The 26,428-nt window shown below is 66.3% G+C and carries 27 protein-coding genes; 10 read left to right on the top strand and 17 right to left on the bottom strand.

Annotation, left to right across the window (positions count from 1 at the left end):
• Positions 1–138: 138 nt before the first annotated feature.
• Both WK25_RS12060 and WK25_RS12065 read right to left on the bottom strand, forming a co-directional pair.
• Positions 139–1,068: a LysR family transcriptional regulator gene (locus WK25_RS12060; protein WP_040141486.1), complete on the bottom strand. Its 930-nt coding sequence runs from the start codon at positions 1,066–1,068 to the stop codon at positions 139–141.
• A gap of 174 nt (positions 1,069–1,242) precedes the next feature.
• The gene (locus WK25_RS12065; RefSeq protein ID WP_069241663.1) at positions 1,243–2,016 is read right to left on the bottom strand and encodes an SDR family oxidoreductase; all 774 of its coding nucleotides are present in this window, start codon (positions 2,014–2,016) and stop codon (positions 1,243–1,245) included.
• Positions 2,017–2,282: 266 nt separating this feature from the next.
• Between WK25_RS12065 and WK25_RS12070 the strand changes: the two genes are divergently transcribed.
• Together WK25_RS12070 and WK25_RS12075 are read left to right on the top strand one after the other, a co-directional pair.
• On the top strand, positions 2,283–2,999 hold the full coding sequence (locus tag WK25_RS12070; RefSeq protein WP_069241664.1) for a pseudouridine synthase: 717 nt from the start codon (positions 2,283–2,285) through the stop codon (positions 2,997–2,999).
• A 105-nt stretch (positions 3,000–3,104) separates the two neighbouring features.
• A complete protein-coding gene (locus WK25_RS12075; protein WP_040141491.1) occupies positions 3,105–3,293 on the top strand; it encodes a hypothetical protein in 189 nt (62 codons plus the stop codon).
• Here the strand turns inward: WK25_RS12075 and WK25_RS12080 are convergent.
• Positions 3,276–4,313, bottom strand: a complete 1,038-nt coding sequence (locus tag WK25_RS12080) for an NAD-dependent epimerase/dehydratase family protein (RefSeq protein WP_059548778.1) — start codon at positions 4,311–4,313, stop codon at positions 3,276–3,278. The genes WK25_RS12075 and WK25_RS12080 overlap by 18 nt on opposite strands.
• Positions 4,314–4,418: 105 nt before the next feature.
• Here WK25_RS12080 and WK25_RS12085 point away from each other — a divergent pair, with 105 nt between their 5' ends.
• The 3 genes from WK25_RS12085 (at position 4,419) to WK25_RS12095 (ending at position 7,398) form a co-directional block, all read left to right on the top strand.
• Entirely contained in the window at positions 4,419–5,450 is a 1,032-nt protein-coding gene (locus tag WK25_RS12085; protein ID WP_069241665.1) for a CDP-6-deoxy-delta-3,4-glucoseen reductase, read from the top strand.
• A 294-nt stretch (positions 5,451–5,744) separates the two neighbouring features.
• Positions 5,745–6,929, top strand: coding sequence for an acetylornithine transaminase (locus tag WK25_RS12090; protein WP_069241666.1), 1,185 nt, complete (start codon positions 5,745–5,747; stop codon positions 6,927–6,929).
• Positions 6,930–6,942: 13 nt separating this feature from the next.
• On the top strand, positions 6,943–7,398 hold the full coding sequence (locus WK25_RS12095; protein WP_069241667.1) for a GNAT family acetyltransferase: 456 nt from the start codon (positions 6,943–6,945) through the stop codon (positions 7,396–7,398).
• A 36-nt stretch (positions 7,399–7,434) separates the two neighbouring features.
• Here the strand turns inward: WK25_RS12095 and WK25_RS12100 are convergent, their stop codons facing one another.
• The 8 genes from WK25_RS12100 to WK25_RS12135 form a co-directional block, all read right to left on the bottom strand.
• Positions 7,435–8,106, bottom strand: coding sequence for a DUF2278 family protein (locus WK25_RS12100; protein WP_040141503.1), 672 nt, complete (start codon positions 8,104–8,106; stop codon positions 7,435–7,437).
• Between the two features lie 276 nt (positions 8,107–8,382).
• Positions 8,383–9,099 (bottom strand): ABC transporter ATP-binding protein, encoded by a 717-nt coding sequence (locus WK25_RS12105; RefSeq protein WP_012492822.1) that lies wholly within the window; start codon positions 9,097–9,099, stop codon positions 8,383–8,385.
• A complete protein-coding gene (locus tag WK25_RS12110) occupies positions 9,099–9,875 on the bottom strand; it encodes an ABC transporter ATP-binding protein (RefSeq protein ID WP_040141507.1) in 777 nt (258 codons plus the stop codon). The genes WK25_RS12105 and WK25_RS12110 overlap by 1 nt, the downstream gene beginning before the upstream one ends.
• Before the next feature lie 24 nt (positions 9,876–9,899).
• Positions 9,900–11,069: an ABC transporter permease subunit gene (locus WK25_RS12115; RefSeq protein WP_040141509.1), complete on the bottom strand. Its 1,170-nt coding sequence runs from the start codon at positions 11,067–11,069 to the stop codon at positions 9,900–9,902.
• 19 nt (positions 11,070–11,088) lie between these two features.
• Positions 11,089–12,039, bottom strand: coding sequence for a branched-chain amino acid ABC transporter permease (locus tag WK25_RS12120; protein ID WP_040141511.1), 951 nt, complete (start codon positions 12,037–12,039; stop codon positions 11,089–11,091).
• Between the two features lie 211 nt (positions 12,040–12,250).
• Positions 12,251–13,054: a branched-chain amino acid ABC transporter gene (locus WK25_RS12125; protein WP_083253015.1), complete on the bottom strand. Its 804-nt coding sequence runs from the start codon at positions 13,052–13,054 to the stop codon at positions 12,251–12,253.
• A gap of 270 nt (positions 13,055–13,324) precedes the next feature.
• Positions 13,325–14,305, bottom strand: a complete 981-nt coding sequence (ispH, locus tag WK25_RS12130; RefSeq protein WP_040141513.1) for a 4-hydroxy-3-methylbut-2-enyl diphosphate reductase — start codon at positions 14,303–14,305, stop codon at positions 13,325–13,327.
• A gap of 2 nt (positions 14,306–14,307) precedes the next feature.
• On the bottom strand, positions 14,308–14,763 hold the full coding sequence (locus tag WK25_RS12135) for an FKBP-type peptidyl-prolyl cis-trans isomerase (protein WP_040141515.1): 456 nt from the start codon (positions 14,761–14,763) through the stop codon (positions 14,308–14,310).
• A 135-nt stretch (positions 14,764–14,898) separates the two neighbouring features.
• On the opposite strand from WK25_RS12135, the gene radC reads away from it, so the two are divergent.
• The 4 genes from radC to nadB all read left to right on the top strand — a co-directional run bounded on the left by radC (position 14,899) and on the right by nadB (position 18,080).
• The gene (radC, locus tag WK25_RS12140) at positions 14,899–15,675 is read left to right on the top strand and encodes a RadC family protein (RefSeq protein ID WP_069241991.1); all 777 of its coding nucleotides are present in this window, start codon (positions 14,899–14,901) and stop codon (positions 15,673–15,675) included.
• A gap of 238 nt (positions 15,676–15,913) precedes the next feature.
• Positions 15,914–16,147, top strand: coding sequence for a 50S ribosomal protein L28 (gene rpmB, locus WK25_RS12145; RefSeq protein WP_004186391.1), 234 nt, complete (start codon positions 15,914–15,916; stop codon positions 16,145–16,147).
• A 17-nt stretch (positions 16,148–16,164) separates the two neighbouring features.
• A complete protein-coding gene (gene rpmG, locus WK25_RS12150) occupies positions 16,165–16,332 on the top strand; it encodes a 50S ribosomal protein L33 (RefSeq protein WP_006478046.1) in 168 nt (55 codons plus the stop codon).
• A gap of 161 nt (positions 16,333–16,493) precedes the next feature.
• Positions 16,494–18,080, top strand: a complete 1,587-nt coding sequence (gene nadB / locus WK25_RS12155) for an L-aspartate oxidase (protein ID WP_040141519.1) — start codon at positions 16,494–16,496, stop codon at positions 18,078–18,080.
• A 99-nt stretch (positions 18,081–18,179) separates the two neighbouring features.
• Here nadB and nadC read toward each other — a convergent pair whose 3' ends face one another.
• From nadC to purN, 6 genes are all read right to left on the bottom strand, one after another.
• On the bottom strand, positions 18,180–19,061 hold the full coding sequence (gene nadC / locus WK25_RS12160) for a carboxylating nicotinate-nucleotide diphosphorylase (RefSeq protein WP_040141522.1): 882 nt from the start codon (positions 19,059–19,061) through the stop codon (positions 18,180–18,182).
• The gene (gene nadA / locus WK25_RS12165) at positions 19,058–20,194 is read right to left on the bottom strand and encodes a quinolinate synthase NadA (RefSeq protein ID WP_069241992.1); all 1,137 of its coding nucleotides are present in this window, start codon (positions 20,192–20,194) and stop codon (positions 19,058–19,060) included. The genes nadC and nadA overlap by 4 nt, the downstream gene beginning before the upstream one ends.
• Before the next feature lie 290 nt (positions 20,195–20,484).
• Positions 20,485–21,681, bottom strand: coding sequence for an acyl-CoA desaturase (locus WK25_RS12170; protein WP_040141524.1), 1,197 nt, complete (start codon positions 21,679–21,681; stop codon positions 20,485–20,487).
• A gap of 265 nt (positions 21,682–21,946) precedes the next feature.
• On the bottom strand, positions 21,947–23,329 hold the full coding sequence (locus WK25_RS12175) for a mechanosensitive ion channel family protein (protein ID WP_069241668.1): 1,383 nt from the start codon (positions 23,327–23,329) through the stop codon (positions 21,947–21,949).
• Positions 23,330–23,347: 18 nt separating this feature from the next.
• Positions 23,348–24,610 carry an RsmB/NOP family class I SAM-dependent RNA methyltransferase gene (locus WK25_RS12180; protein WP_069241669.1) on the bottom strand — a complete coding sequence of 421 codons (1,263 nt, stop codon included), beginning with the start codon at positions 24,608–24,610 and terminating at the stop codon, positions 23,348–23,350.
• Positions 24,607–25,269, bottom strand: a complete 663-nt coding sequence (gene purN, locus WK25_RS12185; protein ID WP_040141530.1) for a phosphoribosylglycinamide formyltransferase — start codon at positions 25,267–25,269, stop codon at positions 24,607–24,609. The genes WK25_RS12180 and purN overlap by 4 nt, the downstream gene beginning before the upstream one ends.
• 122 nt (positions 25,270–25,391) lie before the next feature.
• Here purN and WK25_RS12190 point away from each other — a divergent pair, with 122 nt between their 5' ends.
• Complete coding sequence (locus WK25_RS12190; RefSeq protein WP_040141532.1) at positions 25,392–26,384, top strand: bifunctional riboflavin kinase/FAD synthetase; 993 nt, start codon at positions 25,392–25,394, stop codon at positions 26,382–26,384.
• Positions 26,385–26,428: the final 44 nt, after the last annotated feature.

The raw sequence follows: 26,428 nt of genomic DNA on the forward strand, positions 1-26,428 counted from the left end.
CGCGGAACGCACGGATCGCGTCGGCGTCCGTCACCGGGGCTTCGCGCTGCGGGAAGTGCCCCACCCCGTCGAGCGTTCCCCGCTCGCAGCGCTCCGTGAAAAGCTGCCCGCGCCAGGCCCGAGCTGTGCGGGGCGCGATCAGTCGCCTTCGCTCGTCGGCCCCGGCTCGTTCAACGCGTCCGCCATCAATTCGCCGAACCAGTCGACGAACGCGTTGAGGCGCCGCGACCGGTGCCGGCGGTGCGGGTACAGGGCCGACACGTCCATCGGCGCGGCGCGATAGCCGGGCATCACCTCGACGAGCGCGCCGCCGTCGAGCAGATGCTGAACATCGAAGCGCGGAATCTGGATCAGGCCCATCCCCGCGATGCAGCTGGCGATATAGGTCTCCGCGTTGTTGACGATCACGCGACTCGGCAGCGTCAGCACGTGCCGGTCGCCGTCCGTGCAGTATTCCCACGCGAGTTCGCGCCCCGTCGTCGGCGATGCATAGCCGATCGCCCAGTGCCCGTGCGCGAGCGCATCCGGATGGTCGGGCACGCCGCATTCGCGCAGATAGTCGGGGCTCGCGCAGTTGATCAGCGCGAACTGGCCGAGCGGCCTTACCACGAGGCTGCTGTCCGCGAGCCGCCCAACCCGGATCGCGCAGTCGACACCCTCCTGCACGAGATCGATCGAGCGGTCCGTCGAGCCGAGCGACAGCTGGAGCTTCGGGTAGCGGCGAAACAGCGACGGCAACGCGGGCGCGATCACGCGGCGCGCGATCCGGCTCGGCACGTCGACGCTCAGGCGTCCGATCACGTCGCGCTCGCGGCGGCGGAACAGGCGATCGAGGTCGTCGGCCTCCGCGAGCAGCCGCCGGCCGCGCTCGAGCAGCAGCGCGCCGTCGGCCGTGAGTTGCACCTGCCGCGTCGTGCGATGCAGCAGCCGCGTGCCGAGCCCCGCCTCCAGTTGCTGGACCGCCGCCGAGACCGTCGCGCGCGGCACGTCGAGTGCATGCGCGGCCTTGATGAAGCTGCCCATCTCGGCAACCTGAAGGAAGATTCTGACCTGGTCCAGCTTGTCCATCGGCGAGCGGAAAACGTGGGTTCGGGCGATCGTCGCCGGCGAGCGCCGCGCGTCGCGGCCAGCCCCGGCACAAAAAAAACGGGCGCGCGGCTTTGTGTTCGCGCACCCGCCCATTGTCCATGCAAACGCTCCATTGCGGCGCCGCGCGTGCGCTGCGACCGCCCGAACGGCGTGTTACTTGGTCGTATAGCCGCCGTTGATCAGGATCGTCTGGCCCGTGATCCACCAGCCGTCGGTCACGAGATGGCGGATGAACGGCACGACGTCCTCGATGTCGGTCAGCCCGGTCTTGCTGAACGGCGAGAGCGCCGCCGCCGTCTTGTGGTACGCGACCGCGTCGGCGCCTTCGGCCGGGTAGAAGAACGGCGTGTCCATCGGGCCCGGCCCGACCGCCGTCACCGAGATGCCGCGCGCGCCGTATTCTTTCGACGCCGCGCGCGTGAAGTGCTCGACCGGCGCCTTCGACCCTTCGTACGCCGCATAGAACGGCGTGAATGCGCCGAGCAGCGACGTCACGAGCGTGACGAGCTTGCCGTGATCCTCGAGGTGCCGCCCCGCTTCCTTGATGAAGAAGAACGCCGACTTGCTGTTCACCGCGAACATCTCGTCGTATTCGGCTTCGGAGATTTCGGTAATCGGCTTCTTCAACACCTTGCCGACGGTATTGATCGCGATGTCGATCTTGCCGAAGCGCCGCTTCGCGTCGCCGAACAGCTTCTCGACCGCGGCGGCCGTCGTCAGGTCGGCCTGGAACGTCGCGGCTTGCGCGCCGGCTGCGCGCACCGCGGCAGCCGTCTCCTCTGCCTGCGCCTGCGACGCCGCGCTGTTGTAGTGAATCGCCACCGCCTGCGCGCCGTGGCCGGCCAGATCCCGGGCGATCAGCCCGCCGAGATTCTTGGCGCCGCCTGCGATCAGGACGACCTTGTCTGCGAGCGTGTGAGTAGCCACGGTCGACTCCTTTTTGCGTTGAATGAAGCTAGGAGTGTAGGCACGCAGGACGGGCGCGGTCAGCCGCGCATGGCTGGATGGATTATCCAGAAAAGCGATCCAATCGGCGCGTGGTAATGGTCAGGTACCGCACCGACGCCGGTGGCGAAATCTGCTCGGCCGGACCCGTCACACCGCGAACGCATGCGCGCGCGTCAGCATGCGCAGGGCATCGCATCGATCTGCCGTGCCAGTGCCGCCGCGCCGCTTGATAGAATGCGCGCGCTATGGATCTCGAAAGCATTCTCTACACGCAGGGCTTCGGCTCGCGCCGCCAGTGCCGCGGCCTGATCGAAACGGGCCGCGTCACCATCGCGGGAGCGAGCGCGACGGACCCCGACGCGACCCTCGACACCGACGGTCTCGTATTCACCGTCGACGACATCGCCTGGCCGTTTCATGCCCGCGCGTATCTCGCGCTGAACAAGCCGGCCGGATACGAGTGCTCGCGCGAGCCGCAGCACCATGCGAGCGTGTTCAGCCTGCTGCCGGCGCCGCTCGTCGCGCGCGGCGTGCAGTGCGTCGGCCGTCTCGACCAGGACACCACGGGCCTGCTGCTGATGTCCGACGACGGCCAGTTCGTACACGCATACACATCGCCGAAGCGCAAGGTGCCGAAAACCTACGTGGCGACCGTGCGCCACCCGCTCGACGACGCCCAGCTGAACGCGCTGCGCGCCGGCGTGCAACTGCACGGCGAGCCGAAGCCGATCGCGGCGATGGCTGCGGACGCGCGCGACACGCACACGCTCGCGCTGACCGTTCTCGAAGGCAAATATCACCAAGTGAAACGCATGGTCGCCGCGGCCAGCAACCGCGTCGACGCGCTGCACCGCGAAAGCATCGGCGGCTTCAGGCTTCCGGACGATCTCGCGCCCGGCGCGTGGCGCTGGCTCGACACCAGCGACCTTGCGGCACTGCGCAATTCCGTCAAAACCCTGTAAGGGAAAATCCGCACGACCGTTCGGTGTCGGCACGCGTCGCGGCCGCACGTTCCCCCGCTATACTGAAATCACAAGCTGTACGAGCAGCGATGCAGGGGAGACATCATGAACGCCAACCATTCTTTCGAGCTTTCCTACGTGATGATCGCGTTCGCGGTCATGGGTGCCATCGTGATCGGCGCGCTGCTGGCCACGATGCACATGAAGCACAAATATCATCCGAACCTGATCGGCGCGATGATCGGTGCGCTGCTGTGCTTCCTGCTGATCGAAGCGTTACCGGCCTTGACCTGACGCGCCGCCCGGCGCGAGCGTTTGAAGGAATTCGTCTACGGTCGGATAGCGCAACGTCACGCACAATTCGGCCTTGAGCCGCGCATTCGACAGGCGCCGGGACTCACGCATGAACGACAGCAGCGTCGGCTCGAGCTGGTGCTCGGCGTCCGCGCGGCTGATGCGCGGCGGCGGCGGCAGGCCGAACGCGTGCGCAACCCGGTCGAAATACTCTCCCATCCGCAGTTCGCTGTCGTCCGACGCGTGCACCGCGCGCGCCGGCTTGCCGCGCACGGCCGCACGGCGCAGGATCGCCGCGAGATCGTCCGCGTGGATGTGGTTCGTGTAGACGTCGTCGGCCGCGTCGAGCGCCGGCGTGCCACGCTCGAGCCGCGCGAGCGGCAGCCGGTTCGCCGCATAGATGCCGGGAATCCGTACGATGCGCGCGGACAGCACGCGTCGCACCGTCGCCGCCCGCAGTTGACGCTCGGCCGACACGCGCCGGAAGGCGCGCGGATTACCGGGGCGCAGCGGCTGCGTTTCATCGATGCGGGCGCCTCCGCAATCGCCGTAGACGCCGGTCGTGCTCGCGTAGACGAGCGTCGGCGCGCGAAGGGCGTCGGGTACAATACGCGCTGCCCGAACCGGCCCGCCGGCCTGCCGCGTCGCGCCCCGCAGCGTGCGCAGCCGGCCGACCGCGGCAACGGCCGGTGCGGACGGCCGTCGTGCGGGCACGGACAATGCGGCGATCAGCGCGCGCGTGCGGCGATCGTCGCGGCCCTCGGCTTGCGGAGGCGCGAGATGCAGAATCGTGCGGGCAAGACCGGCGATTCGCGAAAGCGTTGCGCGCCGATCGAGATTGCCGACGAGCGGGGCCGCGCCCGCCGCGCGCAATTCGTCGCAGCGGCCCGGATGGCTCGTCAGCGCGACGATGCGCAGCTCCGGGCGGGCTTCGCGCCATTGCGCGACGCAGCGCAGGCCGACGTCGCCGCAGCCGACGATCAGTGCGCGCGGGCGGCGCAGGATTCGAGTCGCGATCATGTTGGTTGCGAAATCAGTTGCAACGTTGCGCGGCGCGCAACGGGCTTGCATTGTAGCTGCCGTGCGTGAAATGCACGGTCCCCACATCTTGTTCTATTTGGTTCTATGGCATTCAACGTTACTCTCAAGCAAAGCGGCCGGCAGTTCCAGGTCGAGTCGGACGAAACCGTGCTGGCGGCGGCGCTGCGCCAGAACGTGCACCTGCCGTACGGGTGCAAGAACGGTGCGTGCGGCTCGTGCAAGGGCCAGATCGTGTCGGGCCAGATCGAACAGGGGCCCCATGCCGCGTCGGCATTGTCCAACGACGAACGCACGCGCGGCCTCGCGCTGCTGTGCTGCTCGAAGGCGCAATGCGATCTCGAGATCGACGTGCGTGAGATCGCCGGCGTCGACGGCGTGCAGGTGAAGAAGCTGCCGTGCCGGATCGCGGCGCTCGAGCGCCGCGCCGACGACGTGATGATCGTGAAGCTGCAGCTGCCGGCCAACGAACGCCTGCAATACCTCGCCGGCCAGTACATCGAATTCATCCTGAAGGACGGCTCGCGCCGCAGCTACTCGATGGCGAACGCGCCGCACGAGGAAGGCCCGATCGAGCTGCACATCCGCCACATGCCGGGCGGCAAGTTCACCGACCACGTATTTGGCGCGATGAAGGAGCGCGACATCCTGCGCTTCGAAGGCCCGCTCGGCACGTTCTTCCTGCGCGAGGATTCCGACAAGCCGATCGTGCTGCTCGCGTCCGGCACCGGCTTCGCACCAATCAAGGCGATCATCGAGCACGTGAAGCACGCGGGCATCACGCGTCCGATGACGCTCTACTGGGGCGCCCGCCGCAAGAAAGACATCTACCTCGGCGAGCTCGCCGAGCAGTGGGCGCGCGAGATCCCGAACTTCAAGTACGTGCCGGTGCTGTCCGAGCCGGACGACGCCGACCAATGGACCGGCCGCACCGGCTTCGTCCACCGCGCGGTGATCGAGGATCTGCCCGATCTGTCCGGTCACCAGGTATATGCGTGCGGCGCGCCGGTGATGGTCGAATCCGCCCAGCGCGACTTCACGCAACACCACGCGCTGCCGGCCGACGAGTTCTACGCTGACTCTTTCACGAGTGCCGCCGATCTCGCGCATCCGGTCTGAGCACCGCATGCGTGAACGCGCCCCGCTGCGCGCCGCCGTGTCACATCCGTGGCATCGCGGCGGTTTACAGTGGGGCGCGGGATGCCTTATGCTTGCGCACATGAACCGTTTCCTGTCCGCTTTCCGACGTCGCCGCTCGCCGCTCCTCCCGGATGCCGCCGGCTCGTCACGGACTCGCGCGTAACCCTCCTCCGCTTCACCGGTTACGCACAAGCTGTTCGACCCACCAGCCACGGCCTTCCGTGGCTTTTTTATTGCCCGTTTCCCTTTCAACGTCCGCTGGAGTCTGCTGCCATGCCCCTGAACGATTACCCGATCGACTCGCTGATGTACATCACGAACCGCCCCGACATCGTGTTCACGCACGGCAAAGGTTCGTGGCTCTACGATCACACGGGCAAGCGCTATCTCGACTTCATCCAGGGCTGGGCCGTCAACAGCCTCGGCCACTGCAACGACGGCATCGTCGAAGCGCTGAAAACGCAGGCCGAAAAGCTGCTGAACCCGTCGCCGGCGTTCTACAACGAGCCGATGGCAAAGCTCGCGGGGCTGCTCACGCAGCACAGCGTGTTCGACAAGGTGTTCTTCACGAACAGCGGCGCGGAAGCAAACGAAGGCGCGATCAAGCTCGCGCGCAAATGGGGCCGCAAGTTCAAGAACGGCGCGTACGAGATCATCACGTTCGATCACAGCTTTCACGGCCGCACGCTCGCGACGATGTCGGCGAGCGGCAAGCCGGGCTGGGACACGATCTACGCACCGCAGGTGCCGGGCTTCCCGAAAGCCGAGCTGAACAACATCGACTCGGTCGAAAAGCTGATCACCGACAAGACCGTCGCCGTGATGCTCGAGCCGATCCAGGGCGAAGGCGGCGTGATCCCGGCAACGCGCGAATTCATGCAGGCGCTGCGCGCGCTGACGAAGCAGCACAACCTGCTGCTGATCGTCGACGAAGTGCAGAGCGGCTGCGGCCGCGCGGGCACGCTGTTCGCGTACGAGCTGTCGGGTATCGAGCCGGACGTCATGACGCTCGCGAAGGGTATCGGCGGCGGCGTGCCGCTCGGCGCGCTGCTGTCGAAGGCCGACGTCGCGGTGTTCGAGGCCGGCGACCAGGGCGGCACGTACAACGGCAACCCGCTGATGACGGCAGTCGGCCATTCGGTGATCTCGCAGCTCGTCGCCCCCGGCTTCCTCGAGGGCGTGCGCGCGCGCGGCGAGTATCTGAAGCGCAAGCTGCTCGAGCTGTCGGAGGAGCGCGGTTTCGAGGGTGAACGCGGCGAAGGCCTGCTGCGCGCGCTGCTGCTCGGCAAGGATATCGGCCCGCAGATCGTCGAGAAGGCGCGCGACATGCAGCCCGACGGCCTGCTGCTGAACGCGGCGCGCCCGAACCTGCTGCGCTTCATGCCCGCACTGAACGTGTCGACCGAGGAGATCGACCAGATGATGGCGATGCTGCGGTCGATCCTCGACACGCTGTAAGGAGCGTGCCGCGATGGATGCCGCCGCCGATGCCCTCGTTATTCGCCCGTTCGAACGCGCCGACACCGATGCCGTGCTGGCGGTCTGGCGCGACGCGTTCCCGCAGTACGACGAAGCCGGTGCGCCGCCGCACCGCGATCCGCGGCGATCGATCGAGCTGAAGCTCGCGACGCAGCCGGAGCTGTTCTTCGTCGCAACGTGCGGCGCGCGGATCGTCGGCACGCTGATGGCGGGCTTCGACGGACATCGCGGCTGGCTCTACTCGTTCGGCGTAGCGAACGATGCGCGGCGGCTCGGCATCGGCCGCGCGCTGATCGCGCATGCGGAACGCGCGCTCGCCGCGCGCGGCTGCCTGAAGATCAATCTGCAGGTGCTGCCGGGCAACGACGATGCGTGCCGCTTCTATGCGGCGCTCGGCTATCGGGTCGAGGAACGCATCTCGTTCGGCAAGGCGCTGCCGGCCGCATGACGCCGCCGCCGACACTCGCCGCCGCCACCTTCACGATCAGCGCGTGATCGGCCCCGCGTCCGGCAGCGGATTGCCGAGTGCGTCGGTCGGCACGGCCTGCTTCTCGAACGCCGCGAAATACGCGGCCCATTGCGTGTCGCTCACGCGCACGATCAGCGCGCCGTCCTGCCACACGTCGTTGTGATCGTTGTGGTCGTCGCCGGCGCGGTGCAGGTAATTCGCGCCGGTCGACCCCTGGTTCATGTGCGTGTCGTGGATGCCGTTGCCCTCCGAATACGTGCGGCCGAACACGACGACGTCGAGCCCCTGCGACTGCGCGGCGTTGACGAGCCGCAATAGCGACGGGATCGGCTCCGCGTGCTCGGTACCGTCCATCACCGCGCTCGCGCGCCATGCCCCCGTCTCGTTCAGGATGTCGCTGCGCAGGTAGTCGAGCGCCGGCAGCGCGGTGTGTCCGGTCAGGTCGGTATAGCCTTCGGCCGCCGCCGCGAGCGTCGCCGTGACCGGATGATGAAAATCGTAGACGAGCTTGTAGTTCAGCAGATCGTCCGCGTCGTTGGTGCCGACGTTGATCGCGACGTCCCAGTCGCCGGTCGGCAACGCGAGCGTCAGGTGGATGTGATACTGGATCTCGCTGCCGTGCGGCGAACCCTTCAGCCGTGCGACCGACGTCACCTTCGCCTTGACGAAACCGTAGTCGAGACTCATGCGCGCTCTCCCTGTCACGATGGATCAATCATGGTACGCGTTCCGCGTGACGGTTTGCGGAGGGCCGCTGGCGAAGGGCCGCTGACGTACCGCATTCACGCCGCCGCATTCCGGCCCGCATCGCCGATGCCCCGCTCGAAGAAATGGAGTCGCGTCCGCGCGCGGTTCGCCGCCGGGCGCGCAAAATGAAAAAAGGCTGCCACGGGAACCCGTGACAGCCCTCGCAAGCCTTTGCACGGCACGCCGGCGTCCGCCGCCGCGCCGCACCGGGCCCGTTTATTCACCCAGATACGCGGCCCGCACCTTCGGATCGTCGAGCATCTGCTTCGCGTCGCCTTCCATCGTGACCGTGCCCGAATCCATCACGTAGCCACGGTCGGCCGCCTGCAGCGCGAGGCGCGCGTTCTGTTCGACGAGCAGCACCGTGATGCCCTCCTTCGAGATCTCGCGCACCACTTCGAAGATCTTCTCGACCATGATCGGCGACAGCCCCATCGACGGCTCGTCGAGCAGCAGCAGCTTCGGCTTGCTCAGAATCGCGCGCGACATCGCGAGCATCTGCTGCTCGCCGCCCGACAGCGTGCCCGCGAGCTGCGTCGCACGCTCCTTCAGGCGCGGAAAGAAGCCGAACATCCGGTCGACGTCCTTCTTGATCTGCTCGTTGTCGTTGCGCAGGTACGCGCCCATCTGCATGTTCTCGATGATCGACATCCGCGCGAAGATCCCGCGGCCTTCCGGCACCATCGCGAGGCCGCGCTTGAGCAACTCGTGCGGCGGAATGCCCTTGATCGACTTGCCGTCGTACTCGATGTCGCCGGCCGAGTACGGCTTGAGACCCGTGATCGCCTTCATCGTCGTGGTCTTGCCGGCACCGTTTGCGCCGATCAGCGTCACGAGTTCGCCCTGGCGGACTTCCATGTCAACGCCCTTGACGGCCTGGATGCCGCCGTAGTTGACCTGCAAGCCCTTGATTTTCAACATTGCCGCTGCCATCAGTGCACCCCTGCGCCGAGATATGCCTCAATCACCTTCGGATTCTTCTGCACGTCCTGCGGCAGACCCTCGGCGATCACCTTGCCGTAATCGAGCACCGTCATCCGGTTGCACAATCCCATCACGAGCTTCACGTCGTGCTCGATCAGCAGAATCGTGCGGCCGTCCGAGCGGATCTTGTCGAGCAGGCGCGTGAGTTCGACCTTCTCGGTCGCGTTCATCCCGGCCGCCGGCTCGTCGAGCGCGAGCAGCTTCGGGTCGGTCGCGAGCGCGCGCGCGATTTCCAGGCGACGCTGGTGGCCGTACGACAGGTTGCGCGACGTGTAGTCCGCGTATTGCAACACGCCGACGTATTCGAGCAGCTCGATCGCGCGCTCCTTGATCTCGCGCTCTTCCTGGCGTTCGGCCGGCGTCTGGAACACCGCGCCGAGCAGCCCGTGCTTGGTGCGCACGTGGCGGCCCACCATCACGTTCTCCAGCGCCGTCATCCCGCCGAACAGGCGAATGTTCTGGAACGTGCGCGCGATGCCGGCCTTCGCGACCTGGTGCACCGCCGTCGGCGTGTAATTCTCGCCGTCCAGCTTGAAGTCGCCGGAGTCCGGCGTGTAGAGGCCCGTGATCACGTTGAAGAACGTGGTCTTGCCCGCGCCGTTCGGGCCGATCAGCCCATAGATCTCGCCTTCCTTGATCTGCAGGCCGACATCGGACAGCGCCTGCAGCCCGCCGAAGCGCTTGTTCACGCCCGTGACGGACAGTCGGATTTGCTTGTCGCTCATGTGTGATATCCCCTTGTCCGTTGGTTAAGCGCGCACCGGCTTCTTGCTGTTGCGCTTCGCCAGTTTAGCGATCTTGTCCTCATGCTTCGGCGCGGGCCACAGGCCTTCCGAGCGGTACAGCATGATGACGACCATCGCGAGGCCGTACAGCGCCTGACGGATCACTTCGGTGTCGACGATGTCGTGACCGAACAGCGCGTGCTGCAGCGGGCTCATCGTCGAGCGCAGGAATTCCGGGAAGATCGCGAGCAGCACCGCGCCGAGGATCACGCCCGGGATGTGGCCCATGCCGCCGAGCACCACGCAGGCCAGCACGACGATCGATTCCCAGAACGTGAACGACTCGGGCGACACGAAGCCCTGGAACGCGCCGAACATCGCGCCCGACAGACCGCCGAACGACGCGCCCATCGCGAACGCGAGCAGCTTCACGTTGCGGGTGTTGATGCCCATCGCCTTCGCGGCGATTTCGTCTTCGCGGATCGCCGCCCATGCACGGCCGATACGCGAGTGCTGCAGGCGCGTACAGACCCAGATCACCAGCAGCGCGCACAGCACGAACAGGTAGTAGTACATGTAGACCGACGGCAGCTGGAAGCCGAAGATCGTGTGCGTCTGCGACAGGTTGAATCCGCCGACGTGCACCGGATCGATGCCCGTGATCCCCTTCGGGCCGTTGGTGATGTTCACCGGACGGTCGAGGTTGTTCATGAAGATCCGGACGATTTCACCGAAGCCGAGCGTGACGATCGCCAGGTAGTCGCCGCGCAGGCGCAGCGTCGGCGCACCGAGCAGGATCCCGAAGGTCGCCGCCAATGCCATCGCGATCGGCACGATGATCAGGAACGGCACGTGCAACCCGTTCGGCGCGAGCGCCGCGATCCACTCGAACTGCGAGGTCAGGTGCGGCGAGCTCAACAGCGCCGCCGTGTACGCGCCCACCGCGTAGAACGCGATGTAGCCGAGGTCGAGCAGGCCGGCGAAGCCGACCACGACGTTCAGGCCCAGCGCGAGCATCACGTACAGCATCGCGAAGTCGAGCACGCGGACCCAGTAGTTGCCGCCGGCCGAGCCGATGATGATCGGCGCCGCGATCACGAAGGCCGCGGTGAGGATGCCGATGATGACGGTCTTGGTGGTGTTGCGCTCTTCGACGAGCGACGTCGACGATTCGATCGGTTGAATGGATGTCATGTTGTTTGCTCCCCTTCCGTTACGCGCGGTCCGCGACACGTTCGCCCAGCAGGCCCGACGGACGGAACACCAGCACGATGATCAGCACGATGAATGCGAACACGTCCTGGTAGTTGCTGCCGAACACGCCGCCCGTGAGGTTGCCGATGTAGCCCGCGCCGAGCTGCTCGATCAGGCCGAGCAGCACGCCGCCGACCATCGCACCGCCCAGGTTGCCGATCCCGCCGAGCACCGCGGCCGTGAACGCCTTCATGCCGGGGATGAAGCCCATGTAGAAGTGCACGTTGCCGTATTCGGACGCGATCATCACGCCGGCCAGCGCGGCGAGCGCGGAGCCGATCATGAACGTCGCGGAGATCACGAAGTTCGGGTTCACGCCCATCAGGCTCGCCGTATTCGGGCTTTCGGCGATCGCGCGCATCGCGCGGCCGAGCTTGGTCTTGTGCACGAGCAGCAGCAGGCCGCCCATCACGATGAACGCGACCGCGATGATCACGATTTCGGTGATCGAGATCACGGCGCCGGGCGTCGTGTCGGTCGCCTTGATCACGTTGATCGGATCGGTCGGCAGCAATTGCGGGAACGGCAGCGGGTTGCGCGACCAGATGATCATCGCGGCCGTCTGCAGCAGGATCGACACGCCGATCGCGGTGATCAGCGGTGCGAGACGCGGCGCGCGGCGCAGCGGCCGGTACGCGACGCGTTCGATCGTGAAGCCGACGAACGCGCAGACGATCGCGGCGATGCCGAGACCGATCGTCAGCGTCGCGACGTTGCCGAGTTGCGGGAAGTGGTTCTGCAGCACGGTGATCGCGGACAGGGCGACCATCGCGCCGATCATCAGCACGTCGCCGTGCGCGAAGTTGATGATGCCGAGAATGCCGTACACCATCGTGTAACCCAACGCGATGATGGCGTACACACTGCCGAGCACCAGCCCGTTGAGGATCTGCTGGACGAAAATATCCATTTAAAGCTCCTTGGCCCATGCTGCCGGAGGACGTTGCGCCCCGCCGGTAAGCGAGGAATCGCGCCTTCTCGGCGACACTGCGGGTACTAGTCAATACCGGTAAGGGTGGATCGTCCCGGCGCGCGCCGCCCGGCCTGTACGGCCGGACCTGCCGCCGGAGCGGATACAAAAACGGCACCGCACTGTTCCGGTGCCATCACGAGTCCCGTCGCTAAATCGTCACGACATCGAGGACGGTGGTCTTGGCCTCCTTGAAGTCGTAGGGCAGCGTGCCGAAACGGCCGGCGTCCGGTTTCCCGGCTTCCGTGCCTTTTTCCGTCCGGGCCGGGGCGAAACCCGCGTCCGGGCAGATCAGGTTCCGCGCCGCGTCGCCCGCGGGCTCGACCACCTTGACGGCGCACATGCCGTTGTCGCCAAGGGTTTGCGCTCCGATGCCGTCCGCCGTCCGCGCGGCGCCCGAAAGGGCAACGCGAGAGTGGCGCCCAACTTTCGTCAGGACTGCATCGGAATTCGTGAGACGAAGCATTCCGCCCGCCGCGATGATGGAAGCCGCAGCGACGTCCTGCTTCGTCGAATCGAAATGAAAGGGGATCAGCGCCATCTGCACGTTGCCTGCGTTGCCCCGAAACCCGAGCGCCCGTCGTTCGACGCGCGCTGCTGCCGCCTGACGTCCGGCGGCTCGTTGTCGGGCACCCCGTGTGCCCGTCGCGCGGTCGAGCGCCACGCCGCCGGCCCGAACTTCGTGCCGTGTCGAATGCATGCCGATCGTCGAGCCCTGCGCGTTGAATGCGTCGATTGCCAAACGTGCCCCGTTGTCCTTGTCACTGTCCGATTGCGCAATGCGGCACGCCGACGGCGCCGCACGGCCGGTTCTCGCAGTGCGCATGTCGCTGGCCGCCGGTAACGCGTAACCCGCAGCCATCCTGCCCGCCCTGCCGTCGCTCGTTTTCCCGTCACCGGCCAACATTGCAACCGGTGCGGCGACGTACGTGGCGTAAGCCAACTTCACATGCATCGAATAGGTCTCCCGCGCCTTGCCAGAACCCGATTTCAAAGCCATTCCGGCCTGAAAACGGGCGCATTGTAACTCCATTTACGGGCCGCCAATAATCCTGATTCGATGGGGTTTTCCTGCATTGCAACCAATTTTGAGAGACGGCTGAACACGACGATAGCAACCCGGTTGCAACCTTAATATGAATAATGGTTGCGCCCGGATTTTCGCAGCGCAAAAAAAAGCGCGCCGGCAGGCGCGCTTCGGGGTACCGCGGGTGCGACGCCGCACTCACGCGGCGGGCGGCAAATTCAGCCCTCGGGGCAGCGGAAACGACACGTTCTCCTCGATGCCTTCCAGCGCGCGAACGTTGCGCACGCCGAGCTCACGCAGCCGCGCGATCACGGCCTGGGCGAGCACCTCCGGCGCCGACGCGCCGGCCGTCACGCCGATACGGCGCTTGCCGGCCACCCACGCCGGATCGATCTGCTCGGGTGCATCGACCATGTACGCAGCCACGCCGCGCTTCTCGGCCACTTCGCGCAGCCGGCTCGAATTCGAGCTGTTCGGGCTGCCGACGACGATCACGACGTCGCACTGCGGCGCCATGAACTTCACCGCGTCCTGGCGGTTCTGCGTCGCGTAGCAGATGTCCTGTTTCTTCGGCTCGCGGATCTTCGGATATTTCGCCTTCAGCGCACCGATGATCTCGGCGGCGTCGTCGACGGACAGCGTCGTCTGCGTGACGAGCGCGATGCGCTCCGGATCGGCGAGCTCGAGCTTCTGCACGTCCTCGACGCTCTCGACGAGATGCATGCCGCGCTCAACCTGCCCCATCGTGCCCTCGACTTCCGGGTGACCCTTGTGGCCGATCATCACGATGTCGACGCCGTCCTGACGCATCTTCGCCACTTCGACGTGCACCTTCGTGACGAGCGGGCACGTCGCGTCGTAAATGCGCAGCCCGCGCACGTCGGCCTCGTCGCGCACGGCCTTCGACACGCCGTGCGCGCTGAAGATGACGGTGTTGCCGGCCGGCACTTCTTCAAGCTCCTCGACGAAGATCGCGCCTTTCTTCTTGAGATCCTCGACCACGTACTTGTTGTGGACGATCTCGTGACGAACGTAGATCGGCGCGCCATGCATCGCGATTGCGCGCTCGACGATCTCGATCGCGCGATCGACCCCCGCGCAGAAACCGCGCGGCTGGGCGAGCAGGATTTCGGCGTCGGCGGCGACGGTCTGTCCGGACAGCGTATCGGTGGTGCTCATGATTACAGGATTCCGATGATTTTCACTTCGAACGTGAGCGCTTGGCCCGCGAGCGGATGATTGAAATCGAACAGCGCCGAGGTTTCGCTGACTTCCTTCAGCACGCCCGCATAACGGCCGCCGTCCGGTGCGTTGAACTCGATCAGGTCGCCGGGCGTGAAATCGTCGCCGACCATCCCGTTCTCGCGCAGCGTCGACAGCGTCACGCGCTGAAGCATGTCGGGATTGCGGGGACCGAACCCCTGCTCCGGCGTTAGCTGAAAAGTCGAATGGTCGCCGACCCGCAGCCCCAGCAGAATCTGTTCCAGCGAGGGCGCCAGCTGCCCGGCGCCGAGCAGCAGCGTGGCGGGCTTGTCGGAGAAGGTGTTGACGATGTCGGCGCCGTCGGCCAGTGCAAGCCGGTAATGCAGCGTCACATGGGAACCGGGCTTCACTTCGGATAGATCGATGATGCTCATGAATGACTCGTGTTCGTCGGCGCCCGAACTGGGCGAAAAGCCCGGCGCAAAGCCAATATTGTAAGTCACCTGAGCGAGCAAGGCTGAAAGTGCGACAACGTCGCGCGTGCGGCCGCCGCCAATGGAGTGCCGATCATGCTGTCAATCTGCGTCGCCGCCCCGGCGACGGAATGTCGCGACGTCGCCGACACGCGGGCCGATCCGGCACGCCGGGCCGGGCCCGCAGGGCCGCGCAAGCGGCGCCCGCGGAACTGGAAACCGCACTTGCCCCGCGAGAGGCTGCTCGAACGCGGGCCGGCCGCACTGACCGACGCCGAGCTCGTCGCGCTGCTGCTCGGCACCGGCGGAGGCGGCCGCGACGTGTTCGCCAGCGCACGAGCGCTGCTTGCGCGCTTTGGCGATTCGCTGCGCGACATGCTGGATGCGGAGCCCGGCGTCTTCGCAACGCACCCCGGCATCGGCGCCGCGCGCTCGGCCGTGCTGATCGCGGTCACCGAGATCGTGCGGCGCGCCCTGGTCGAAAAGGCGCGCGAGCGGATGCAGATCGACTCGCCGGGTGCGGTGGAGGACTATCTGCGACTGCGGATCGGCATGCGTCCGTACGAGGTGTTCGTCACGCTGTACCTGGATGCGCGCCACGGCCTCATCGACGTGGAGGAAAGCGCACGCGGCTCGCTCACGCGGATGGCGGTGTATCCGCGCGAGATCGTGCGGCGCGCGCTCATGCTGAACGCCGCGTCGCTGATCATCGCGCACAATCATCCGTCGGGCGCCGTGCAGCCGAGCGCGGAAGACCGCCGGCTTACGCGGGTGCTGCGCGAGGCGCTGACGCTGGTGGACGCGACGCTGCTCGATCACATCGTCGTCGGCACCGCCGATACATTTTCGTTCGCGCGCGCCGGTTGGCTGTAGACTGTGCGGCGGCGCCCCGCCCCGGTGGCGCCGCAACGACGAAGCGAAATTGGGTTTGATTTTTCTGAGCTTTTTCTGCTAGAATCGTCGTCTGTCTTTTTTCCAACCAGTTCTAGCCATCGAAGGGCCTTGTCTGTATGGGCTTCGGCGTTCTGAGTGCAGCCATGGATCACGTGGCGGTACGATGGAACCTTCATCGGCGATCGAACCCCGAATTTAGCGTATTAGGAGTGCTCTCATGGCACGCGTATGCCAAGTAACTGGGAAAGCGCCGATGAGCGGCAACAACGTTTCCCACGCCAACAACAAGACGAAGCGTCGCTTCCTGCCGAACCTGCAAAACCGCCGGTTCTGGGTGGAGAGCGAAAACCGCTGGGTGCGTCTGCGCGTCTCGAACGCCGGCCTGCGCCTGATCGACAAGAACGGCATCGATTCCGTGCTCGCTGACCTGCGCGCACGCGGCGAAGCCTAAGCCCAAGGAGCACAATCATGGCAAAAGGCGCACGCGACAAGATCAAGCTCGAGTCGACCGCTGGTACGGGTCACTTCTACACGACCACGAAGAACAAGCGCAACATGCCGGAAAAGATGGCGATCAAGAAGTTCGATCCCGTCGTCCGCAAGCATGTGGAATACAAAGAAACCAAGATCAAGTAATCTCCGGTTTCTGCCAGCCTGACGGCGACCGAAAAGCCCCGCACATGCGGGGCTTTTTGTTTTGCGCGTACGCGCAGGCCCTCGACGCGGTATGCTCTCCCCTTTCCGCGGTGACAACCGACGGAACGCAGGATCGAAAAGCGTAACGATGGAGATGCAGCATGAAATTCGACGTGGCGATCGTCGGCAGCGGCCTCGCGGGCCTGTCGGTCGCACTGAACCTGGCCGACACGCGGCGTGTCGCGCTGATCGCGAAACGTTCGATGATGGAGGGTGCAAGCGACCACGCGCAGGGCGGCATCGCGGCCGTCCTCGACTCCGCGGACAGCATCGAGAATCATGTCGACGACACGCTGGTCGCCGGCGGCGGGCTATGCGATGAAGGCGCGACCCGCTACATCGTCGAACACGGCCGCGAAGCGATCGAATGGCTGATCTCGCAGGGCGTGCCGTTCACGAAGGACGACGCCGCCGAGCTCGGCTTCCATCTGACGCGCGAAGGCGGCCACAGCCACCGCCGGATCATCCACGCGGCCGACGCGACCGGCCATGCGGTACTCGCGACGCTGTCCGAGCGCGCGCGCCAGCATCCGAACATCACGTTCTTCGAGAACCACCACGCGATCGACCTGATCACGTCGGACCGTCTCGGCCTGCCCGGCCGCCGCTGTCACGGGCTGTACGCGCTCGACGTCGACAACGACCGCACGATCACGATCGAGGCGCCGCACACGGTGCTCGCGACCGGCGGCGCCGGCAAGGTCTACCTGTACACGACGAACCCGGACACCGCGACCGGCGACGGCATCGCGATGGCGTGGCGCGCGGGCTGTCGCGTGTCGAACATGGAATTCATCCAGTTCCACCCGACCTGCCTGTTCCATCCATATGCGAAGTCGTTTCTGATTTCGGAGGCCGTGCGCGGCGAAGGCGGCTTGCTGAAGCTGCCTGACGGCACACGCTTCATGCCCGCGCACGACCCTCGCGCGGAGCTCGCGCCGCGCGACATCGTCGCGCGCGCGATCGACTTCGAGATCAAGAAGCGCGGGATCGACTGCGTATATCTCGACATCAGCCATCAGCCGGAAGCTTTCCTGCGCGAACACTTCCCGACGATCCACGCGCGCTGCCTCGAATTCGGCATCGACATCGCGAAGCAGCCGATTCCGGTCGTGCCGGCCGCTCACTATACGTGCGGCGGCGTCGTCACCGATCTCGCGGGGCGCACCGACCTGGCTGGCCTGTACGCGGTCGGCGAAACTTCGTACACCGGCCTGCATGGCGCGAACCGGCTCGCGAGCAATTCGCTGCTCGAATGCCTGGTGATCGGCCGCGCGGCCGCCGAGGCAATCGAGGCGGCCGGCTTCGACGCCGAAACGCCGAAGGCGCTGCCCGCATGGGACGAAAGCCGCGTGTCGGATGCGGACGAGGAAGTCGTCGTCGCGCACAACTGGGACGAACTGCGCCGGCTGATGTGGAACTACGTCGGCATCGTGCGCACCGACAAGCGTCTTGAACGCGCGAAGCACCGGTTGTCGTTGCTGCGCGACGAGATCCACGAGTACTACGCGAACTTCCGCGTGACACGCGACCTGCTCGAGCTGCGCAACCTCGTCGACGTCGCGACGCTGATCGTGAAGAGCGCGTACTCGCGCCGCGAAAGCCGCGGACTCCACTACAGCCGCGACTGGCCGCACACGCTGCCGAAGGCGCTGCCGAGCGTGCTTACGCCGCGCTCGCGCCGCTGAGCGGCACGCCGTTCGCGGCGGCCGCCGTCGAATGAAAAAAGCCGCTGGCGTTTGCGCGCCAGCGGCTTTTTCGTCAGATGGACGAGATACGATAAACGCTCAGTCGACGATTCGCATCGAGTAGTCGGTTGCGCGCACGTCCTTGGTCAGTGCACCGATCGAGATACGGTCGACGCCGGTCTCCGCGAACGTGCGAACCGTGTCGAAATTGACGCCGCCCGACACTTCGAGCACGGCTTTGCCGGCCGCGACCCGCACCGCTTCGCGCATCATGTCCAGCGTGAAGTTGTCGAGCAGCACCGACTGCGCGCCATGCGCGAGCGCCGTATCGAGCTGCGCCAGCGTCTCGACTTCGACCTGCACGGGCACGCCCGCTTCGAGCGCGAACGCCGCATCGAGCGCTTCGCCGACGCCGCCTGCTGCGGCGATGTGGTTTTCCTTGATCAGGATCCCGTCGTACAGCGCGAGACGCTGGTTTTCGCCGCCGCCGACCCGCACTGCGTACTTCTGCGCGAGCCGCAGCCCCGGCAGCGTCTTGCGCGTATCGAGGATCTTCGCGCGCGTGCCTTCGACGCGGTCGACGTAACGGCGCGTCGCGCTCGCGACGCCGGACAGCAGTTGCAGGAAGTTCAGGCCGTTGCGCTCCGCAGTCAACAATGCACGCGCCGGCCCATCGAGTTCGCAGACGATCGAGTCCGCCGTCATCCGGTCGCCTTCGCGATAGTGCCATTTCACGACGATCGACGGATCGATCCGCGCGATCACCGCTTCGAACCACGGCACGCCGCACAGCACCGCTTGCTCGCGCACGATGATGCGCGCACGGCGGCGTTCGCCGGCCGGCACGAGGCGGCCGGTCTGATCGCCGGGGCCCACGTCTTCCGCGATCGCGTCGGCGACGTTGCGGGCGATCGCTTCGTCGAATGCCGCACCGTATTGCGCGCGGACGGCTTCGAACAACGGAGAAACCGCGCTGGTCATGCGGCCCCCACGTTCGCGAACAGTTGCTGGTCGCGCTGCAGATCGCCGCTGGCTTGCACGCGCTTCTTGTGTGCGGCCGCGAAATCGAGCATCCGGTCGATCGGCACGCGCGCGCGCACGCCAATCGCGGGATCGACAAAGATTTCGTTGTGGCCGCGCTCGAGCACGTCGGCGAGGTTCGCGAGACCGTTCATCGCCATCCACGGGCAGTGCGCGCAGCTCTTGCAGGTCGCGCTGTTGCCTGCGGTCGGCGCGGCGATGAAGGTCTTGCCAGGAGCCGCGAGCTGCATCTTGTGCAGGATGCCGAGGTCGGTTGCGACGATGAAGTGTGTCGCGTCGAACTTCACGGCTGCGTCGATCAGCTGCGTGGTCGAGCCGACGACGTCCGCCTGTGCGACCACGTTTTCCGGAGACTCCGGGTGCACGAGCACCTTCGCATGCGGATATTCGGCGCGCAGCAGGTCGAGCTCGATGCCCTTGAATTCGTCGTGGACCAGACATGAGCCCTGCCACAGCAGCATGTCCGCGCCGGTTTTCTTCTGGATGTAGCTGCCGAGATGGCGATCGGGAGCCCAGATGATCTTCTCGCCGCGCGCGTGGAGGTCGGCCACGATCTCGAGGCCGATCGACGACGTGACCATCCAGTCCGCGCGCGCCTTCACGGCAGCGCTGGTGTTTGCGTAGACGACGACCGTGCGGTCCGGGTGCGCATCGCAGAACGCGGAGAATTCGTCGGCCGGGCAGCCGAGATCGAGCGAGCAGGTCGCATCGAGATCGGGCATCAGCACGCGTTTGCCGGGGCTCAGGATCTTCGCGGTTTCGCCCATGAAGCGCACGCCGGCGACGACGAGCGTCTGCGCGTCGTGATCGCGGCCGAAGCGGGCCATTTCGAGCGAGTCGGCGACACAGCCGCCGGTTTCGTCGGCGAGTTCCTGCAGTTCGGCATCCACGTAGTAGTGCGCGACGAGCACGGCCTTCTCACGTGCGAGCAGCGCCTTGATGCGCGCCTTCAGCGCGGCGCGTTCTTCGGCCGATGGCGCATCGGGCACCTTCGCCCATGCCTGGCCGACGCCACAGACGGTTCCTGCCGAGACCGGCCGGTCGTACTCGACGGATTTGATCGTCGATTGCATCTCCATATCTCCTGTCGGCCCAAGTTAGTGCTTCAGCACTTACTTGGGCCCCATGCTTCGCGGTCGGCCAGAGTTGGCGCTTTAGCGCTTACTCGGGTCCCATGCTACGCGGTCGGCCCAAGTTGGCGCCCGAGCGCTTACCGCTCCGATCCCACGCTTCGCGGTCACTGACCGCCCCAAGCCTCATACGAATTCCGGCACGTCCGATTCCACAAAAAACCGGCCGCCGAAATGAAAAAACCCCGCCAACGCGGGGTTTTTGACGTCCTGAGATTCTAATCGATTTCGAATCAGGCGTAGCGGCGCAGGCGCATCGCAAATTCCTGCAGCGCCTTGATGCCGCTTTGTTCCGCGCGGTGGCACCAATCCTGCAATTGGGCAAGCAGCTGTTCGCGCGACGCAGTCGAACGATCCCAGATCGCGGCCAGATCCTGGCGCAGCTGGAAATACGTCTGCAGCTTCTGGCTGTTCGCGAAAATCTCGGGCAACAGCTTCTTCTGCGGCTCGTCGAGGCCGTCGGCATCCTTGTGGAACCACTTGCGCGCGCTGCGCATCAGCTGGTACTTCTCGCTCGAACCGAGCTCCTTCAGATGCGCGAGCTCCTGCCGGTACGCACGCTTCACCGCCTTGCCGTAGCGCGCCATCACTTCGTAGCGGTTCGACAGCACGGCCTGCAGCGTTTCCTGGTCGAGCACCGTCTTCGGCTTGTTCAGACGCGGCGTGGGCGCAACCTTCTTCACCTTCGCCAAGCCGAACGCCGACATGATGCGGATGTACATCCAGCCGATGTCGAACTCGTACCACTTGTTCGACAGCTTCGCGGACGTCGCGAACGTGTGGTGGTTGTTGTGCAGTTCTTCGCCGCCGATCACGATGCCCCACGGGAACAGATTCGTGCTCGCATCGGCCGAGTTGAAGTTGCGGTAGCCCCAGAAGTGGCCGAAACCGTTCACGACACCGGCGGCCCAGAACGGAATCCACACCATCTGCACGGCCCACACGGTGAGGCCGAGCACGCCGAACAGCGCGACGTCGATCACCATCATCAGGCTCACGCCGAGGATCGGATACTTCGAGTACACATTGCGCTCGATCCAGTCATTCGGCGTGCCGTGGCTGAACTTGCGCATCGTTTCTTCATTCTTCGCTTCCGCGCGATACAGCTCGGCGCCTTCGAGGAACACCTTCCAGATGCCGCGCGTCTGCGGGCTGTGCGGATCTTCCTCGGTTTCGCACTTCGCGTGGTGCTTGCGATGGATCGCGGCCCACTGGCCGGTCAGCATGCCGGTGGTCATCCACAGCCATGCACGGAAGAAGTGGCTCGCGATCGGATGCAGCTCCAGCGCACGGTGCGCCTGGCAGCGGTGCAGATAGACCGTCACGCCGATGATCGTGACGTGCGTGACGGCCAGCGCGAACAGCGCGACCTGCCACCAGGAAAAACGCAGAAGCCCGTGGGAAAGAAAATCGAGCAGGGAATTCAACAAGGCAGTTACCTGTGGTGAGAGCGACGCCGGCGCAGGCCGACGTCATAAAAATGAAAGCATACCGCGTGTAGACCGAAATTTTACTTCAACCGTTCCAAGTCTTTGTAAAAAATGAATATTTTCTTGTCATGACGCAACGCCGATAGTCCATCGGCGGACCCGCAAAGGCCCCCGATCCGGTTCTGGCCGCCCAGCGGCTGCCTGCGGGCCGCGCGAGCGCGCGAATTGCCCGAATCGCCCGCGCGTTCGGCGCCGCCGGCCGCCGCTACGCGGCCGAAGCCCGACCGCGAGCCGCGCCGTCGCCGGCCGCGGGCCCCCCTTCCGCCACCACGCCGGTCGCGGCAAAGCCCTCCGGCAGCCCGACCACGCGGACTTCGCGCTGCGGGAACGGGATCGAGACCCCGTGCTCGCTGAAGAGGCGCCAGATGTTGCGGTTCACCGCCGAACGCACGCCGGACGTACCCTTCGCCGCGTCCTCGATCCAGAATCCGAGTTCGAGATCGATGCCGTCCGCGCCGAAAGCGACGAGGTACGGCGTCGGCGCCGGCTCCGTCAGTACGCGCGGCACGCCGTCCGCAGCTTGCGCGAGCAACGCAAGTGCCTGCTCGACATCGCTGGTATAAGCAACCTGCACCGCGACCTTCGCATAACCGCGCGTCAGGTATGACGACTGGTTCTGCACCACGTCGGTGATCAGCTTTTCGTTCGGAATCAGTGTCTCGTTGCCGTCGAGGCCACGCACCACCGTGTAGCGGGTGCGGATCTGCGTGACGACGCCCTGCAGCCCGCCGACGCTGATCGCGTCGCCGAGCCGCAGCGAGCGGTCGAGCAGGATGATGAAGCCCGACACGTAGTTGCTTGCGATCTTCTGCAGCCCGAAGCCGAGGCCGACGCCGACCGCGCCGCCGAACACGCCGAGCACCGTCACGTCGATCCCGACGAGCGAGAGCCCGATCAGGATCGCCGCGAACACCAGCAGCGCGCGGCCGACCCGCGACAGCACGACCTTCAGGTTCGCATCGAGCGTGGTAGCGCGCGTCAGGCGCTCTTCGAGCACCGAGCCCAGCCACATCGCGACCATCAGCGTCACGCACACCCACAGCGCGCCGGAAATTACCGACAGCAGCGTCAGATGCGCGTTGGCGACGCGAAACTGCACACTGTCGAGCCAGCCGAGCACGTCGCGCTGAATGCCCAGCACGGTCAGCGCCATCGCGATCCACACGACGGTCGACACGATCTTCTCGACGATCGACAGCCATGCGTGCGTGTGCCCGTCGCGCGCAAATACGCGCCGCGCAAAGAAGAACAGCACGTAAATCAGCCCGATACCGAACAGCGGCACAAGCGCGAGCGACAGCAGCGACGTCGACATGAACGGATCGAACGCGAATTGCGCGATCCCCACGAAGACGCCGCCGAACAGCGGGAACAACGCGCGCTTCAGGCTGTGCGCACCTGCGCCGGGCGCGCGCCCGGCAGCCCGGCGGCGCGCGTCGATGCGGCCATGGACGAAGCGCGCGGCCACCCACGCGAAACAGAGCGCGCCGACGAGCACCGCCGCCTGCCAGATCATCACCGGCTGGTGGAAATCGCGGATCACCGATGCCAGCCGGTGCGACAGCAGGCGGCTCTGCAGATTCTCCATCGTCCGTCCCGACCGTCGTTACTGCGCGCGCCGCTCGAGCACCGCGGCGAAGAAGCCGTCGGTTGCATGGCGGTGCGGCCACAACGACAGGCAGTCGCCGGTCTCGAGGGCGATGCGCTGGTCGGCCAGCACCTTCTGCGCGGGCACCAGCACGAAGTCGGGGTGATCGGCGAGGAATTGCTCGACGATCGCCTCGTTTTCGGCGTCGAGCACGCTGCAGGTCGCATAGACGAGCCGGCCGCCCTTTTTCACGAGCCGCGCGGCGCTCGCGAGGATCGACGCCTGCTTCGGCGCGAGCTCGTCGATCGACGTCCGCGTTTGACGCCACTTCAGGTCCGGGTTGCGGCGCAGCGTGCCGAGGCCGCTGCACGGCGCGTCGACCAGAACGCGATCGATCTTGCCGGCAAGCCGCTTGATCTTCGCGTCGTGCTCGCTGTCGATCAGCACCGGGTTCACGTTCGACAGCCCGCTGCGCGCGAGGCGCGGCTTGAGCTTTGCGAGCCGCTTTTCGGATACGTCGAATGCGTAGAGCCGCCCGGTCGAACGCATCATTGCGCCGAGCGCCAGCGTCTTGCCGCCGGCGCCCGCGCAGAAATCGACGACCATCTCGCCGCGGCGCGGCGCAACGAGCGAGCACAGCAGTTGGCTCCCCTCGTCCTGCACCTCGATCTGGCCTTCCTCGAACAGCTTCAGGCGCGTGAGCGCCGGCTTGCCGACCACGCGCACGCCGTTGGGCGCGAACGGCGTCTCGCCCGCGTCGATGCCGTTCGCGCGGAGCGCGTCGATCACCTGGTCGCGCGTCGCCTTCTGCACGTTCGCGCGCAGGTCGAGCGGCGCCGGATAGTTGAGCGCGGCGGCGAGCTGCGCGAGTTCCTCGGCGTCGAAACGGGCCGACAGCGCCTGGTAGATCCAGTCGGGCAGGTTCGTGCGCACGCGCACCGGCAGGCTCGCCGGATCGATCTTCGACACGTGCTCGAGCCACGCGGCTTCCGTCTCTGACACGAACGGCTTCAGCGCGTTGCGGCCGAGCGTCTGCATCAGGCCGAGCAGCGTGAGGCGCCTCGCCGGGCTGCCCGTGCCGCTCTCGGCGAGATGCGAAAACTCCATCTTCCGGCGCAGCACCGCGAACACCGCCTCGGCGATCACGCCGCGCTCCGCATGCCCGAGCTTCGGATGGGCGCGGAAGAACCGGCTCGTCGTTGCGTCGGCGGGGCCGGCGAACTTCAGCACCTCGGCGAGCAGGGTTTCGGTCTGGCCAATCAGGAATCCGTGCAGCTTCATACGCCCTCGTTCGTTTCGGTTTGCGGTTGATCCGCGAAAATCCAGCGCGCCTCGCCCGGTGCGACCACGGCGCGGCCGTCCTCGAGACGCAAGCGCCCTTCGACGAACCACCGCACCGCGCGCGGATACAGCACGTGCTCGACCGCCAGCACACGCTGCGCGAGCGCCGCCGCGTCGTCGCCCGCGCGCACGGGCACCGCGCCCTGCGCGACGATCGCGCCGCTGTCGAGTTCGGGAATCACGAAATGCACGCTCGCGCCGTGCAGCGCGACGCCGGCATCAAGCGCCTGCTGGTGCGTGTGGATGCCCTTGAAGCTCGGCAGCAGCGACGGGTGGATGTTCAGCAATCGGCCTTCGTATCGTCTGACGAATGCGGGCGTAAGGATGCGCATGAAGCCGGCGAGCACGACGAGATCGGGCGCGAAGCGGTCGATCTCGGCGGCGAGCGCCGCGTCGAAGCTGTCGCGGCCATCGAACGCTCGATGGTCGACCACCGCGGTCGCCACCCCGTGCGACGCGGCAAAAGCCAGGCCGGCCGCGTCGGGCCGGTTGGCGATCACGGCGGCAACCTCGGCCGGCCAGCGTTCCTGCGCGCACGCGCGGACGATGGCCTCCATGTTGCTGCCGCGACCGGAAATCAGGATCACGAGTTTTTTCATCCGCGAATTTTACCATTCGCCCCCGCGTTTCCCGCCTTCTCGGCCGCCGGGCCGCCCGAACGTTTATAATCTTCTGCTTTGCGGCATCCCACCGCCCATTCCCCGACGCTGCATCCGCTATCGTGAAAGTCTTCCGCGGCCTGCCCAATGCCGAGAGCCGCGCGCCGTGCGCGCTGACGATCGGCAACTTCGACGGTGTCCATCGCGGCCACCAGGCCCTGCTCGCGCGCGTGCGCGCGGCAGCGGACGCGCGTGGCCTGCCCGTTTGCGTGATGACGTTCGAGCCGCACCCGCGCGAATTCTTCAATCCGGCCGGCGCACCGCCGCGGATCGCGATGCTGCGCGACAAGCTCGAGGCGCTGCGCGACCACGGCGTCGACCGCGTCGTCGTCGAGCACTTCAACCACACGTTCGCGAGCCAGTCGCCGCAGGCGTTCGTCGAACGCACGCTGGTCGGCGGGTTGCACACGCGCTGGATGATGGTCGGCGACGATTTCTGCTACGGCGCGAAACGCGCAGGCACGTTCGACACGCTGAAGGCAGCGGGCGAACGGTACGGCTTCGAAGTCGAGCAGATGGGCACCGTCGCCGGCAGCGACGGCACGCGCATCTCGAGCTCCGGCGTGCGCGCGGCGCTCGCCGCGGGCGACCTCGACGCGGCCGCGCAGGCGCTCGGCCACGGCTACCTGATCAGCGGCCACGTCGCACACGGGCTCAAGCTCGGCCGCGACCTCGGCTTTCCGACGCTGAATCTGCCGATCGCCCACAAGCGTCCGGCGCTCAAGGGCATCTTCGTCGTCCAGGTGCACGGCCTTGCCCCTACCCCGCTGCCGGGCGTCGCGAGCCTCGGGCTGCGGCCGACCGTCGACGATTCCGGCCGCACGCTGCTCGAAGTCCACCTGCTCGACTGGCACGGCAACGCATACGGCAAGCTGATCCGCGTCGAATTCCTGAAGAAGCTGCGCGACGAAGCGAAGTTCGACGATCTCGAAGCGCTGTCGCGCGCGATCGCACTCGACGTCGCGAATGCGCGCGCGTACTTCGCGGAGCGCGACCGCGCGCCGGGCAGCAGCGCGACCGGCTTCGCGACGTCGGCCACCGACCGAATTAGCTGATCCGGCCGGCGGCGCCCCGCGCCGCGCCCTCGCGCCGCCGACAC

Origin of the sequence: Burkholderia latens, assembly GCF_001718795.1 — a bacterium.
Taxonomy (GTDB): Bacteria; Pseudomonadota; Gammaproteobacteria; order Burkholderiales; family Burkholderiaceae; genus Burkholderia; species Burkholderia latens_A.

Bases quoted from the DNA above. Each gene is read 5' to 3' on its own strand.
- WK25_RS12060 (WP_040141486.1), bottom strand. From the start codon at position 1,068: ATGGACAAGCTGGACCAGGTCAGAATCTTCCTTCAGGTTGCCGAGATG.
- WK25_RS12070 (WP_069241664.1), top strand. From the start codon at position 2,283: ATGGATCTCGAAAGCATTCTCTACACGCAGGGCTTCGGCTCGCGCCGC.
- WK25_RS12075 (WP_040141491.1), top strand. From the start codon at position 3,105: ATGAACGCCAACCATTCTTTCGAGCTTTCCTACGTGATGATCGCGTTC.
- WK25_RS12080 (WP_059548778.1), bottom strand. From the start codon at position 4,313: ATGATCGCGACTCGAATCCTGCGCCGCCCGCGCGCACTGATCGTCGGC.
- WK25_RS12085 (WP_069241665.1), top strand. From the start codon at position 4,419: ATGGCATTCAACGTTACTCTCAAGCAAAGCGGCCGGCAGTTCCAGGTC.
- WK25_RS12090 (WP_069241666.1), top strand. From the start codon at position 5,745: ATGCCCCTGAACGATTACCCGATCGACTCGCTGATGTACATCACGAAC.
- WK25_RS12095 (WP_069241667.1), top strand. From the start codon at position 6,943: ATGGATGCCGCCGCCGATGCCCTCGTTATTCGCCCGTTCGAACGCGCC.
- WK25_RS12100 (WP_040141503.1), bottom strand. From the start codon at position 8,106: ATGAGTCTCGACTACGGTTTCGTCAAGGCGAAGGTGACGTCGGTCGCA.
- WK25_RS12105 (WP_012492822.1), bottom strand. From the start codon at position 9,099: ATGGCAGCGGCAATGTTGAAAATCAAGGGCTTGCAGGTCAACTACGGC.
- WK25_RS12110 (WP_040141507.1), bottom strand. From the start codon at position 9,875: ATGAGCGACAAGCAAATCCGACTGTCCGTCACGGGCGTGAACAAGCGC.
- WK25_RS12115 (WP_040141509.1), bottom strand. From the start codon at position 11,069: ATGACATCCATTCAACCGATCGAATCGTCGACGTCGCTCGTCGAAGAG.
- WK25_RS12120 (WP_040141511.1), bottom strand. From the start codon at position 12,039: ATGGATATTTTCGTCCAGCAGATCCTCAACGGGCTGGTGCTCGGCAGT.
- WK25_RS12125 (WP_083253015.1), bottom strand. From the start codon at position 13,054: ATGCATGTGAAGTTGGCTTACGCCACGTACGTCGCCGCACCGGTTGCA.
- ispH (WP_040141513.1), bottom strand. From the start codon at position 14,305: ATGAGCACCACCGATACGCTGTCCGGACAGACCGTCGCCGCCGACGCC.
- WK25_RS12135 (WP_040141515.1), bottom strand. From the start codon at position 14,763: ATGAGCATCATCGATCTATCCGAAGTGAAGCCCGGTTCCCATGTGACG.
- radC (WP_069241991.1), top strand. From the start codon at position 14,899: ATGCTGTCAATCTGCGTCGCCGCCCCGGCGACGGAATGTCGCGACGTC.
- rpmB (WP_004186391.1), top strand. From the start codon at position 15,914: ATGGCACGCGTATGCCAAGTAACTGGGAAAGCGCCGATGAGCGGCAAC.
- rpmG (WP_006478046.1), top strand. From the start codon at position 16,165: ATGGCAAAAGGCGCACGCGACAAGATCAAGCTCGAGTCGACCGCTGGT.
- nadB (WP_040141519.1), top strand. From the start codon at position 16,494: ATGAAATTCGACGTGGCGATCGTCGGCAGCGGCCTCGCGGGCCTGTCG.
- nadC (WP_040141522.1), bottom strand. From the start codon at position 19,061: ATGACCAGCGCGGTTTCTCCGTTGTTCGAAGCCGTCCGCGCGCAATAC.
- nadA (WP_069241992.1), bottom strand. From the start codon at position 20,194: ATGCAATCGACGATCAAATCCGTCGAGTACGACCGGCCGGTCTCGGCA.
- WK25_RS12175 (WP_069241668.1), bottom strand. From the start codon at position 23,329: ATGGAGAATCTGCAGAGCCGCCTGCTGTCGCACCGGCTGGCATCGGTG.
- WK25_RS12180 (WP_069241669.1), bottom strand. From the start codon at position 24,610: ATGAAGCTGCACGGATTCCTGATTGGCCAGACCGAAACCCTGCTCGCC.
- purN (WP_040141530.1), bottom strand. From the start codon at position 25,269: ATGAAAAAACTCGTGATCCTGATTTCCGGTCGCGGCAGCAACATGGAG.